This window comes from Leifsonia sp. L25, assembly GCF_050632895.1.
Map to the genome: position 1 here is coordinate 137,900 of NZ_JBODRZ010000002.1, position 12,601 is coordinate 150,500.

Genomic DNA, 12,601 nt, shown 5'->3' on the forward strand with positions numbered 1-12,601 from the left:
ACAAAAGGACACTCAATGACCTCCACCAGCATCAACCTCACCTCCGGACCCAGCGAGACGGCCGGCCTCCTCTGGAACGTCACGCGCAACGAGTCGTCGCGCAGCGCGGCCGAGCGCGAGGAGATCCTCGCGAACCCGGGCTTCGGGAACTACTTCACCGACCACATGGTCGACCTGTGCTGGTCGGCCAAGGGCGGCTGGCACCGGCCGCGGGTCTCCCCGTACGGCCCCATCCAGCTCGAGCCGTCCGCCGCGGTGCTGCACTACGCGCAGGAGATCTTCGAGGGCCTCAAGGCCTACCGGCACGAGGACGGCTCGATCTGGAGCTTCCGCCCGGAGGCCAACGCGGCCCGCATGCAGCGCTCCGCCTACCGCCTGGCGCTGCCCGAGCTGCCGGTCGAGCACTTCCTCGACGCGCTCAAGCAGCTCGTCGCGGTCGACGGCGACTGGGTGCCCAACCGTGAGGAGACCAGCCTCTACCTGCGTCCGTTCATGTTCGCCAAGGAGGCGTTCCTGGGTGTGCGCCCGGCCAACAAGGTGGCCTTCTACCTGATCGCGTCCCCGGCGGGCGCGTACTTCCCGAGCGGTGTCGCGCCGGTGTCCATCTGGCTGTCCGACCACTGGTCGCGTGCCGGCAAGGGCGGAACGGGCGCGGCGAAGACCGGCGGCAACTACGCGTCGAGCCTCCTCCCGCAGGCCGAGGCCTACGAGCACGGCTGCGCGCAGGTGCTGTTCCTCGACTCCGTGGAGGGGAAGTACATCGAGGAGCTCGGCGGCATGAACGTCGTGCTCGTCTACAAGGACGGCACCCTCGTGACGCCCGAGTCGGACAGCGTCCTCGAGGGCATCACGCTGGACTCGGTGCTGCAGCTCGCGCGCGACCGCGGCCACTCGGTGGAGCGTCGCCGCGTGACGATCGACGAGTGGCGCGACGGTGTGGAGTCCGGCGACATCGTCGAGGTCTTCGCGTGCGGGACCGCCGCGGTCATCACGCCGATCGGCGAGCTGAAGTCCGACACGTTCACGGTCGGGGACATCACGGCGCCTCCCGGGGAGCTGACGATGTCGCTGCGCAAGGAGCTGACCGACATCCAGTACGGCCGCGAGCACGACCGCCACAACTGGATGGTGCGCCTCGACGCGTAAGGCGCGTCTCGTCGCCCCCGTGCCGCGATTTGTCACGAATCGCGGCACCGGGGCCTCACGACATTCGTGACGAATCGCGCGAATGAGGCGACTTTTCCCTACATTCGTGACGAATGGTGCGGGGCGAGCGCGGCGAGGACGCGGTCGACGTCGGCGTCGGTGTTCCAGAGGTGGAAGGCGACGCGCGCGCGCCCGGCGCGGCCGGAGGCCCGCAGGCCGGCGGCGGTGAGCGCAGCGAGGTCGGCGCCCTCCGGGTCCGGCCAGCTCAGGATGGCGCGGCCGCGCACCGGAGCGCCGAGCGCGTCGGCGAGCCCGAGCGCCTCCGCCAGCCGGTCGCCCAGCCCGGTCGCGTGAGCGTGGACCGCGACGCGGTCGAGCGAGGCGAAGAACTCCAGCGCCGCCGCCGTGCCCGGCCACACCGGCCAGGCGGGGGAGACGTCGAAGCGGCGCGCCGAAGAGGCGGGCTCCCGGAGCGGTCCGTAGCAGGAGCTCCACGGGTCCTCTCCCGCATACCAGCCGGCGTGCACGGGATTGAGCGCATCCCGCAGTCCGGGCTTCACTGTCAGGAAGGCGCTGCCGCGCGGCGCGCACAGCCACTTGTAGGCGTGCGTGATGGTGAGGTCGAACCGGGAGGCGTCCACCGGGAGCCAGCCGAGCGCCTGGGTGAGGTCGGCGAGGCTCAGCGTGCCCGTTCGGGCGCAGGCGTCGAGGATCGCGCCGGCGTCGGCGTGTTCGCCGGTCGCGGACTGCACGACGGAGAAGGCGACGAGCCAGGTGTCGCCGTCGATGGCGTCCGCGAGGTCGGCCAATGGGACCTCCCGCACCCGCACGCCGCGGTGCGCCTGCGCCTGGAAGGGCGCGACGACCGAGGCGAAGTCGCCCTCCGGGCAGGCCACGACGGCCCCGTCCGGCGCCGACGCCGCGACGAGGGAGGCCAGCACCGAAGCCTGCGACCCGATCGCCACATCGTCCACGGTCACGCCCGCCAGCCGGGCGAACGCGGAGCGAGCGCGTGCGATCGCGGCGTCGTAGTCGCCCGGAGTGGCCTCGCCGCGCGCCCAGCGGTCCAGGTCGGCGCGGGTCGCCTCGACCGTGGCGTGCGTGGGCAGGCCCTGCGTGCACGCGGCGAGGTAGCCGGCGCCGGCGGCGAAGGCGTTGTGGAAGTCCGGCGTCGGCCGGGTGGCGGCGAGGGTGCGCGTCTCGGGCATGACCTCCATCCTGAGCGACCCTCACACATCACACCAGAACAGGTGTTGAATCGCATCGATCACCCAGCGTTATGATTCGTTCATGCTGCTCGACGACCTCGACTCCCACAGCCTCCGCGTGGTGCGGGCGATCGCCGACCACGGCTCCATCACCCGCGCCGCCGAGTCGCTGGGCTACAGCCAGCCCGCGATCAGCCAGCACCTGCGCCGCCTGGAGGGTCGCATCGGGATGCCGCTGGTCGCGCGCGCCGGCCGCGGCGTCCGGCTCACCGAGGCGGGTCGTGTCCTCGCGCGGCACGCCCGCGCCGTGACCACTGCGCTCGACGCGGCCGCCGGCGAGCTCGCCGACCTGCGCGGCCTCCGCACCGGCCGGGTGCGGCTGGCGGGCTTCCCGTCGGCGTCGTCCTCGCTCGTCCCGCGCCTGCTCAACACGATGGAGACCGCGCATCCGGGCGTCCGCATCACCTACCTGGAGGCCGAGCCTCCGGAAGCCGTCGCGGCCGTCCGCGATCAGGCCGCCGACCTCGCCATCACCTTCAGCTACCCGGGCGATCGCGTCGACCCGCACCGCGAGAGCGCGCGCGGCCTCGCCGTCGTACCGCTCTGGAAGGACGAGATGCTGGTCGCCCTGCGCGCCGACCATCCCCTCGCCGCGGGCAAACGCGTCGACCTCGCCGAGCTGGCGACGGCCTCCTGGATCGGCGGCTGCCCGCGCTGCCGCGGCCACCTCCTCGAGCTCACCGACGCCTGCGGCTACGCACCGCGCATCGCTTACGAGACCGACAACTTCATCGCCGTGCTGCGGATGGTCGCCGAGGGCGTCGGCGTCGCCCTGCTGCCCGCGCTCGCGGTCGGCTCGGCGGGAGCGGTGGAGGGCGTGGTGCTGCGGCCGACCGCGAACCGCGACCACCGCACCATCAACCTCGTGGCTGCCGCGGGTTCCGACGCGGTCCCGGCCATCGCCGCCACGGCGGACGCGCTTCTGGCCCTCGACGGTGCGCCCTGGGGGCTGACTCCCGGCTCGCGCGAGCCGGCTCCTGTCGGCTGACGCGCTGTTGCCCGAGCCGGCGCGACGCGGAACAATGGCCGCAGTCGCCTCGGATTCGCCGGAGGGGGTGGACATGGTCGCGTCAGGCTTTCAGACCTACCGCTCGGCTGACGTCGACGAGGCGGTCGAGATCTCCGCCCGCCTGCTGGGCTACGAACACCGGGTGACCCCGGTGCGCGTCGACGCCCCGTTCGCCTGGAAAGTCTCCGGCTTCCAGCTCGGGAGCGTCAGCCTGGTCCGGATGGCGTACGGCGCCGAGGTCGACGTCGAGATGCGATCCCACAGCGATGCCTACGGAATCAGCGCGCCGAGCGCCGGTCTGTTGAATCTGAGGACCGGCCGGCGGGAGGTCGTGGCCAGTCCGGAGCACGCCGCGGTTGCGGGCCCGGACGTGGAGTCGACCATCTCGGGCTTCGAGCACCCCCGCGACCGGCTGACGATGGTCCGCATCGACCGGCGGACGCTGGAACGGGAGCTCGGGCGGATCATCGGCGACGAGGTGACGACGCCGATCGACTTCGCTCCGCTCGTCGACCTCAGAGCGGGCCGAGCCGCCGAGTGGTGGCGGATCGTCCAGGCCCTCTACGGCTCGGCTCGCGGTCCGGACGGGTTGGCCGGCAACCCACTGCTGTCGGCGCACCTCGCCAGCATGGTCATGACCGGCTTGTTCCTCGCGACCGAGCACCGCTACCGGGGCGCGCTCGAACGTGACAGGAGTCAGGTCGTCCCCGCTGTGATCCGGCGAGCGATGGACTTCATCGAGGAGAACGCCGGGCTGCCGATCAGCATCCCCGATGTGGCCGCCGCCGTCGGGGCCAGCGCCCGCACGCTGCGACGCGGGTTCGTCGCCCACGCGGGCACCACCCCGCTGGTCTATCTCACCCGCGTGCGTCTCGAGAACGCGCACCGAGAGCTCCTACGTGCCAGCCCCGAGACCGCGAGCGTCTCCGCGATCGCCTCACGCTGGGGATTCTCCAACCTCGGCCGTTTCGCCGCCCGGTATCGAACCGTCTACGGGGTCCTTCCCGTGGAAGCGCTGCGACAGGGATAGGCGCGAACGCTGGCTACGATCGAGCCATGAATGCTCCTGCACCTGTCTTCGCCGTCGTCGGTCCCGGTGCCGTCGGCGGCTTGTTCGCCTGGCTGCTGAGCCGCGCCGGGCACGATGTCGTCGCGGTCGGCCGTCCCGCGACGGTCGAGGCGATCCGCGCGAACGGCATCGAGGTGCGCAGCGCCACCTTCGGCGACGGCGTCGAGCGGGTCTCTGCCGCCACCGAGGTCCCGCGGGGCGCGAGCGTCATCGTGGCGACCAAGGCCTACGGGCAGGAGGATGTCCTCCCCGGGATCGCGGCGGCGCAGCCGAGCGAGGTGGTGTCGTTCCTCAACGGTGTCGAGCACATGGGCCTGCTGCGGGAGGCGCTGCCCGGCGTGCCGGTGGCGGGCGCGTCCGTCGCGGTGTCCGCCCTGCGCGCCTCCACCACCGCGATCGATCACCGCAGCCCGTTCGTGAACATCGAGGCTCCGGAGGCCGCGGGCGATTTCGCCTCCATCCGCGCCCTCGCCGACGCCGGTCCGCGGGTGAAGGTCGGCGGAACGGAGGCCGAGGTGCTCTGGGCGAAGTTCCGGCTGCTGTCGGCGCTCGCGCTGCTGACCTCCTACTGGCGCCAGTCGGCCGGCCCGGCGCTCAGCGAGGACCCGGAACTGACCGAGGCGGTCGTCTCCGAGATCGTCGCCTGCTCGACGGCGGAGGGCGTCCCGACCTCCACGCTCGACCTGATCCGCGTGCTGCACAGCGTCCCCGGCGGGATGCGCACCTCCCTGCAGGAGGACCTCGCCGACGGCCACCTGAACGAGCTGGACGCGATCGGCGGCGCGCTGTTGCGCATCGGCGCCCGGCACGGTGTCCCCACACCGGCGGTCGCCCGGATCGTCGCGGCGCTAGGCTCGAACGCGTGAAGATCGCACGGTTCAGCCACACACGTCCCTCCGAGCAGACCCCGGTGATCGATTTCGGCATCGTCGACGACGACGCCCTGGTCGTCCTCGCCGGCGATCCGCTGTTCTCCGGCTTCGACACGACGGGGGAGCGCGTGCCGCTCGGCCAGGTCGGCTCGCTGCTGGCCCCGGTGATCCCGCGCTCGAAGGTCGTCGCGGTCGGCAAGAACTACCGCGACCACGCCGCCGAGATGGGCGGCGAGGCGGCGCCGGGCGAGCCGCTGCTGTTCCTCAAGCCGAACACGGCGGTGATCGGCCTCGGCGACGCGATCGTGCTGCCGCCGCAGTCGAAGCAGGTGGACTACGAGGGCGAGCTGGCGGTCGTGATCGGCAAGATCGCCCGCCACGTTCCCGCCGAGAAGGCCGCAGAGCACATCTTCGGCTACACGGTCGCGAACGATGTGACCGCCCGCGACCTCCAGAAGTCGGACGGCCAGTGGACGCGCGCGAAGGGCTTCGACACCTTCTGCCCGCTCGGCCCGGTCATCGAGACCGAGCTGGACCCGGAGGCCTTCCTCCGCACCCGCGTCAACGGCGAGCTGAAGCAGGAGGCGCGCATCTCCGAGATGGTGCACGACATCCCGTCGATCATCGCCTACGCGTCGAGCGTCTTCACCTTGCTGCCCGGTGACGTCATCCTCACCGGGACGCCGGCCGGCGTCGGGCCGATCGTCGCAGGCGACACCGTCGAGGTGGAGATCGAAGGCGTCGGTTCGCTGGTGAATCCGGTGCGCGCGCCCAAGTAGGATTTCCTCTGTATGTCTGACAATGCCTCGCACCCCTTCTCGACCGCGACCGGCGCGGATGTCCGCGTCCGGTTCTGCCCGTCGCCCACCGGCACCCCGCACGTCGGCCTGATCCGCACCGCCCTGTTCAACTGGGCGTACGCGCGGCACACCGGCGGCAAGCTGATCTTCCGCATCGAGGACACCGACGCCGCGCGCGACAGCGAGGAGTCGTACGCGATGATCCTCGACGCGCTGCGCTGGCTGCGCCTCGACTGGGACGAGGGCATCGACGCCGGCGGCCCGAACGAGCCGTACCGGCAGTCGCAGCGGTACGACATCTACCGCGAACTGATCGAGCGGCTGAAGGCCTCCGGCCACATCTACGAGAGCTTCGCCACCGGCGAGGAGATCGAGGCGCGCAACGTCTCGCTCGGCCGCGACCCGAAGCTCGGCTACGACAACTTCGAGCGCGACCTCACCGAGGATCAGAAGGCCGCCTACCGTGCCGAGGGCCGCGAGCCCGCGCTGCGCCTGCGGGTGCCGGACGACGACCTCAGCTTCGACGACCTGGTGCGCGGCGAGATCACCTTCCCGGCCGGATCGTTCAGCGACTTCGTCGTCGTGCGCCCGAACGGCCACCCGCTGTACACGTTCGTGAACCCCGTGGACGACGCCCTCATGGGCGTGACGCATGTGCTCCGCGGCGAGGACCTGCTGTCGTCGACCCCGCGTCAGATCGCGCTGTACCACGCGCTCATCGACGCCGGCGTGACGACCTTCGTGCCGCGGTTCGGCCACCTCCCGTACGTGATGGGCGAGAGCAACAAGAAGCTCTCCAAGCGCGACCCGGAGTCGAACCTCTTCCACCACCGCGACCGCGGGTTCGTCCCGGAGGGGCTGGTCAACTATCTGGCGCTCCTCGGCTGGTCGCTCACGCACGACCGCGACGTGTTCTCGGTCGACGAGCTGGTCGCCGCGTTCGATGTCGCCGACGTGAACCCGAACCCGGCCCGCTTCGACCAGAAGAAGGCCGAGTCGATCAACGGCGACCACATCCGGCTGCTGGAGGTCGGGGACTTCGCCGAGCGCACCATCCCGTACCTGGTCGCCGCCGGTGTGCTGACCGAGCCGCTGACGGACGCCCAGCGCGCGGTGCTGGCGGAGGCCGCGCCGCTCGTTCAGGAGCGTGTGCAGCTCCTCGGCGAGACGCCGGGGATGCTCGGGTTCCTGTTCACGGACGCCGAGTCGCTGACGATCGAGGACGACGCCCGCGCTTCGCTGCCCGACAACGCGGGCGAGGTGCTCGCCGCGTCGTTCGGCGCGCTCGAGGTGCTGCCGGAGTCGGAGTGGACGCACGACGCGATCGAGGGCGCACTGCGGGACGCCCTGGTGGAGGCCCTCGGGCTCAAGCCGCGCGTCGCCTTCGGACCGCTGCGTGTGGCCGTCTCGGGCCGCCGGGTGTCGCCTCCGCTGTTCGAGTCGATGGAGATCCTCGGCAAGGCCGAGTCGCTCGCCCGGCTGGGCGCGCTGTCGGCGAGCCTGAACTAGGTCCCGCCGTGGGGGTCAGCGCTGAAGTCATCGTCGTCGGGGGCGGCCCGGCCGGCCTCAGCGCCGCGCTGAATCTGGCGCGCGCCCGCCGGCGGGTGCTCGTTGTGGACGGCAACCGGCCGCGGCACGCTGCGACGCTGCAGGCGCACGGCTTCCTCAGCCGCGACGGTGTGCCGCCCGCAGAGCTGCGCCGCCTCGGCCGCGAGGAGGTCTCCGGCTACGACGAGGCGGACATCGTGTTCGCGCAGGTGGGCTCGGTGACCGTGGACGCGGACGGGTTCCGCGTGCGGGGAACGGGCGTGCGCGGCGGCGCCGACGTGGACGCCGTGTCGCAGACCGTCGTGATCGCGACCGGCGTGACCGAGACGATGCCCGCCCTGCCGAGCTTGCGCGCCTTCTACGGCACCCAGCTCCACAGTTGCCTCGAGTGCGACGGCTTCGAGAAGGCCGGCGAACCGCTCGCCCTGATCGGGGAGACGGCGGACCTGGCCGAGCGGGCGCTGCTGCTCACGCAGTGGACGGACGACCTGATCGTCTTCACCAACGGCGTCGCGCCGATCGGTGCCGACGAGGAGCGCTCGCTCGCGCGACTCGGCGTGGGCGTCGAGCGGCGTCCGATCGAGGACGTCGTCGGGGAGAAGGGCGTCATGACCGGCGTCCGGCTCGCCGACGGGACCGTGGTGCCGCGCGCGGGCGGGTTCGTTCGGCCGGTGTGGACTCCCGCGCTGGCGTTCGCGGACGCACTCGACCTCGACCGCGACAGCGACGGGTATCTCGTGACGGACGTGCACGGCCGCACGTCGCTGCCGGGGGTGTACGCGGCGGGGGAGACCACCGCGCCGGGTCCGCAGCAGCTCATCGTGGCGGCGGGGTCGGGCGCCGTCGTGGCCGCCGCCGTGAACCGCGACCTGATCGGGATCGCCGTCGATGAGGGCGCCGTCCTCTAGCCGCGTGCGACATTCGTCACGAATCGCGTGTTTCGGCGCGCCATTCGCGACATTCGTCACGAATCGCGTGCGCTCGATTCACTCGTCGGGGGCGGCTTTGTAGCGCTCCAGCATGGCGGCGAAGGCCTCCAGGTCCGATTCGCCGTCGCGGCCCGAACGGCGGGGCCGGGCGACGGCTCGCCCGGCCCTCCCGCGTTTTGTGGAAGCGGAGGAGCATAGGCTATTGTTGTATCTCGTGCCCGGACCGCAGTCCGAAGCCCTTGGGGTATGGTGTAATTGGCAACACGGCTGATTCTGGTTCAGTTGTTCTTGGTTCGAGTCCAGGTACCCCAGCAGGAAGTGACGTGAAGAAGGCCCGGAGATCCGGGCCTTTTTTCGTAGTTGACCGGCGGTTTCATGCGGCTTTGCGCAGGCTCGGCTTCGGCGTGTCGACCACTAGCGGAGTCACTGGTCGTCACCGCAAGTCACTCCATATCGCTCCAGTTTTCTACGACTTTTCTGCAGCTTTGAGACCGTCGGATACAGCAGAAACGCCCCCGCCTTGAGTCGGCGGGGGCGTTCGGACGTTCTGGCGTCAGCGGAGCTTGCTGGTGACGCTCGTTACGTCTGGCGCGAGCTGGACCCTCTCGATGTATGACTCCCGGGTTGTAGCGACCGAGGCGTGCCCGAGCACCGCTGCAGCTGCATCTTCGCCCTGTGCCAGTGCGACGGCGTTGCCAACCGTTCTGCGCATCGTGTGGGTGGAAAGCCAACCTTCGAAGTCGGTGCCCTCGATGACGTCGCGGAGGGTGCGCCGCACGTTGTTGAGGTTGAGAGGGGTGCCTGTGTCGGTGGTGAACAGGAGTCCACTCTCGACGGCAGTGACACGTCGCATGAGGACGCGGGCTGCCCATTCGTCAGCCCACACCAGGCGTATCTGGTGCGTCTTGTTGTGCTCTTGGACGATGTATCGACCGGGCTTCTCGTAGACCGCCCGCTTGCGCCCGGGCATTGAAGTCTTTTTCCCCCTCGCCGCTAGATAGACGACTGCGCTGTGGACCCTTACCTGGACGCGGCCGTCATCGTGGAGGACGACGTCTTCAGCACGGAAGGCTGCGACCTCGCTCACTCTGAGGCCGGTGCCGAGTTGGACCGTCAGCACGTCTTCGAGCACGTCGTGTGCTCGGCGGGACGTGGGGCCGCTGCGCGGTCGCTGGCGGTCGCGCTCCAGCATCTCGAACAGCGTGTTCACCGACGCCGCGGTGAGTGCGCGTACGTCTCCGCGACGACGGCTGAGCCGCTTCGGGAGGCCGGACGCCCAATTGTCGTGAATCGCACGGCCTCCTTTCGTGTGCATGGCGCGGATGATTGTGCGGCAGCTTCGGGCTTCACTCGGGTGCTGCGAGTTGAGCTCCGTCAGGAATTCTCCGAGCAGGTGACCGTCGACCTCGTCTAAGCGCAAAGCGCCGAGAGCCGGGATGATGTGGTTGCGAATTGATGCCCGGTACCGGCTCAGTGTCTGTGTCGCCAGGTCAGTGCGTCCATCGTATTCTGCGAGCACCAGCTCTGCGAGTTCACGAATCGTGGATTCGCTTTTCAGCATCGATGTGTTGCCGCCGGACCGACGTGCGCTGATCTTCTGGGCCGCAGCGAGGCGCACTTTGTCTGCCGCCGCACGAGAGGCTGCCGTCCGCTGGATCCGGTGGGTAGTTCCCCACTGGTCGCGGTAGGCACCGCTCACGCGGACCCGACCGTCGGCGAGGGTCTCGTACGTGAGCTTGCCCCACGCACCCAGCGACGTGCGCGGCCGACCGGTCATCGGTTGCCCCGCCTCGGGCCGAAGAAGGCGATGACGTCGTTTGGTCGCCACCGGCGCGAGCGTCCGATGTTGTTCACGGGCGCGGGCAGCTGGCCGCGCGAGGACATGTTTCGGACGGTGCCGATCGCGACCTGCAGGTAATCGGCGATGTCCTCCATCGTCCAGAGCCGATCGACCCGCAGGGTCTTCTTGGCTGTCTTGTCGCCCATGTTGCTCTTTCTCCCGCCTGCGTCGGTCGCCCCCGAGGCGGGCGAGGCGACCGTTGAGCACGATGCTCTGAACGGAAGCGATCATCGGAGATCACTGCCGCTCACTATCTGCTATGCGCGGAGGCAGCGGTTTGCCTGGGGTTTGGAGGGGTATCGCCTCCCCCAGTTCGGGGGACATGTGACGCGTCTTGAGATAGCGCACTGGGCCGCGGCCGCGGCCAGCACCCGCACCGCCGCCGTACAGGTGACGAAGTGGATTTCCCGGCCCTGGAGCCTGCTGCGGCTGCGGGACCCCTGGCCGGGCGCCGACCACATCTTCAGCGCGGGGGACAAAGCGTCCTCCGCTAGCTGAAGGAGACCACCATGCAGTTTCTCGACCGCCTTGCCCGAGACATCCGGGCGCGGCTCCGCAACCAGAAAGCCCGCCTGCGCGCCGAGAACGGCGTCGTCGACCTCGCCTCGATCATGGTCGGCATCCTCGTCCTCGGGATCGTTGCCGGGGTCATCGCCGCATCGCTGTTCGGAGTCATCCCGTGGTCGCAGGACCAAGCGGCGGTCCAGAGCCTGAATTCGGTCAAGACTGCTGAGGCTGCCTACCGGGTGCAGGCCTCCGACCTCACCTACGGCGACGGCAATGCCCTCACCGCCGCGAACCTGCTCACGAAGAAGGTGGAGCTGTCCGTTACAACTGGCAACTCTGGCCAGTGCTGGGTCGCCGCGATCCGGTCTGACGCTGGAAACGTGTTCTGGATCGACTCGTCGATGGCGGTGGCGAAGCCGCTGACGGCCGGTGACATGTCCAGCTGCGCGGACCTTTCCACGCTCGCCCCATTGCCTGCCGCGCCTGTCGTGATGGTCCACGACGCCGGCGAACTCTCGGACGCGTTCGCCAACAGTGCCGACGGGACCATCGTTCGCGCGGCCAACGACATCACGGTCACCCCGGGTGGCGACTACCTCACCACCTCGCACCAGGTCTCCCTCGACAGCGCCGGCCACACAATCACCCTCTCGGGCTACTCCGATACAGCGACAAATCAGGATCACCCGGCCGTCGAGGCTACCAAGGGTGGTGTTGTCACCTTCATCTCCTCCGCGCCGGGCGGCGTCCTGAACGTCGACAACTCCGACTTCAACACTGCGTACACCGCCGCGGGTATCGGAGCTGTCGCGTCAGACGACGCAGGGAAGTTCATCTTCCAGTCGGGCACCATCAACGTGACCACGAACGGCATGGGCGTCGGCATCGGTGTCGAACGGCCGAGCAGCGATGGTTCCGCTGTCGCACCACACCAAGGCGCTGTCTTCGAGTACGCAGGCGCAACCGTCAAGGTCACGCTGCAGAACCCGGACGACACCGGCAACATGCCTAACGAGGCACAGATCGGCGGCACGCTCAGCGAGGGCGTCGACGTCATCTTCAGCGGCGGCGACGTCTCGGCAATTTCGTACTGGTGGATGTCCGCCATCCAGCTCGGGCAGAACGGGACGGTCACGTTCAGCGGTGGTCACGTGCACCCGCTCGTGAAGCAGAGCGACGGCTGGGGCTCCAACGGAGCACCGGCGATCTGCGTCGGCGCGACCCCAGACGACCACCCCGACCTGGTCCCGCTGACGATCAGCGGGGGCATCATCACCGCCGAAACCGCATTCGAGGCGGACGGCAACTCTGGACCCGCGATCGGCGCCGGCGGTCACTGCCAGTCCAACAACCCGTCCAAGATCGTGCTCAGCGGTGGAGACCTCACTACCATCTCGGGCCCCCACCTCGACGGCGGTCTCACGGACCTGACGTCCCAGGGTCTGCCCGGATTCGCGTCCGGCTCCTACGCCTATGACGTCACACTCGGCCACACCACCATCAACGGCGTGGCCCACTAAGCACCAAACCGAAACGGGCCGCCTCCTCCACGGAGGCGGCCCGCTTCCGTTTGCACCTGGCCTCTGCTTCCGCGCATAGGTAGTGGGTACGAT

Annotated in this window: 11 protein-coding genes and 1 tRNA gene; 9 read left to right on the forward strand and 3 right to left on the reverse strand. The window is 69.8% G+C overall.

Features of this window, described 5'->3' with window-relative positions; translation table 11 throughout:
* The first annotated feature begins 15 nt into the window (after nt 1-15).
* The gene (locus ACRAWC_RS01405) at nt 16-1,146 is read left to right on the forward strand and encodes a branched-chain amino acid aminotransferase (RefSeq protein WP_431346143.1); all 1,131 of its coding nucleotides are present in this window, start codon (nt 16-18) and stop codon (nt 1,144-1,146) included.
* 98 nt (nt 1,147-1,244) lie between these two features.
* Here the strand turns inward: ACRAWC_RS01405 and ACRAWC_RS01410 are convergent, their stop codons facing one another.
* Nucleotides 1,245-2,354, reverse strand: coding sequence for an aminotransferase class V-fold PLP-dependent enzyme (locus ACRAWC_RS01410; RefSeq protein ID WP_431346144.1), 1,110 nt, complete (start codon nt 2,352-2,354; stop codon nt 1,245-1,247).
* A gap of 82 nt (nt 2,355-2,436) precedes the next feature.
* Between ACRAWC_RS01410 and ACRAWC_RS01415 the strand changes: the two genes are divergently transcribed.
* The 7 genes from ACRAWC_RS01415 (at nt 2,437) to ACRAWC_RS01445 (ending at nt 8,953) form a co-directional block, all read left to right on the forward strand.
* Complete coding sequence (locus ACRAWC_RS01415) at nt 2,437-3,402, forward strand: LysR family transcriptional regulator (RefSeq protein WP_431346145.1); 966 nt, start codon at nt 2,437-2,439, stop codon at nt 3,400-3,402.
* A gap of 73 nt (nt 3,403-3,475) precedes the next feature.
* Nucleotides 3,476-4,453, forward strand: a complete 978-nt coding sequence (locus ACRAWC_RS01420) for an AraC family transcriptional regulator (protein WP_431346146.1) — start codon at nt 3,476-3,478, stop codon at nt 4,451-4,453.
* Nucleotides 4,454-4,479: 26 nt separating this feature from the next.
* On the forward strand, nt 4,480-5,358 hold the full coding sequence (locus tag ACRAWC_RS01425) for a ketopantoate reductase family protein (RefSeq protein WP_431346147.1): 879 nt from the start codon (nt 4,480-4,482) through the stop codon (nt 5,356-5,358).
* On the forward strand, nt 5,355-6,143 hold the full coding sequence (locus ACRAWC_RS01430) for a fumarylacetoacetate hydrolase family protein (protein WP_431346148.1): 789 nt from the start codon (nt 5,355-5,357) through the stop codon (nt 6,141-6,143). Before ACRAWC_RS01425 ends, ACRAWC_RS01430 begins: the two co-directional genes overlap by 4 nt.
* 12 nt (nt 6,144-6,155) lie before the next feature.
* Nucleotides 6,156-7,673 carry a glutamate--tRNA ligase gene (gltX, locus tag ACRAWC_RS01435; RefSeq protein WP_431346149.1) on the forward strand — a complete coding sequence of 506 codons (1,518 nt, stop codon included), beginning with the start codon at nt 6,156-6,158 and terminating at the stop codon, nt 7,671-7,673.
* 8 nt (nt 7,674-7,681) lie between these two features.
* Complete coding sequence (locus tag ACRAWC_RS01440) at nt 7,682-8,620, forward strand: NAD(P)/FAD-dependent oxidoreductase (protein ID WP_431346150.1); 939 nt, start codon at nt 7,682-7,684, stop codon at nt 8,618-8,620.
* A gap of 261 nt (nt 8,621-8,881) precedes the next feature.
* Nucleotides 8,882-8,953 (forward strand) — tRNA-Gln (locus ACRAWC_RS01445).
* Between the two features lie 241 nt (nt 8,954-9,194).
* Here ACRAWC_RS01445 and ACRAWC_RS01450 read toward each other — a convergent pair.
* Nucleotides 9,195-10,418, reverse strand: coding sequence for a tyrosine-type recombinase/integrase (locus tag ACRAWC_RS01450; protein WP_431346151.1), 1,224 nt, complete (start codon nt 10,416-10,418; stop codon nt 9,195-9,197).
* Nucleotides 10,415-10,627, reverse strand: a complete 213-nt coding sequence (locus ACRAWC_RS01455) for a helix-turn-helix transcriptional regulator (protein WP_431346152.1) — start codon at nt 10,625-10,627, stop codon at nt 10,415-10,417. Before ACRAWC_RS01455 ends, ACRAWC_RS01450 begins: the two co-directional genes overlap by 4 nt.
* A gap of 363 nt (nt 10,628-10,990) precedes the next feature.
* On the opposite strand from ACRAWC_RS01455, the gene ACRAWC_RS01460 reads away from it, so the two are divergent.
* Entirely contained in the window at nt 10,991-12,508 is a 1,518-nt protein-coding gene (locus ACRAWC_RS01460) for a hypothetical protein (protein ID WP_431346153.1), read from the forward strand.
* The last annotated feature ends 93 nt before the right edge of the window (nt 12,509-12,601 follow it).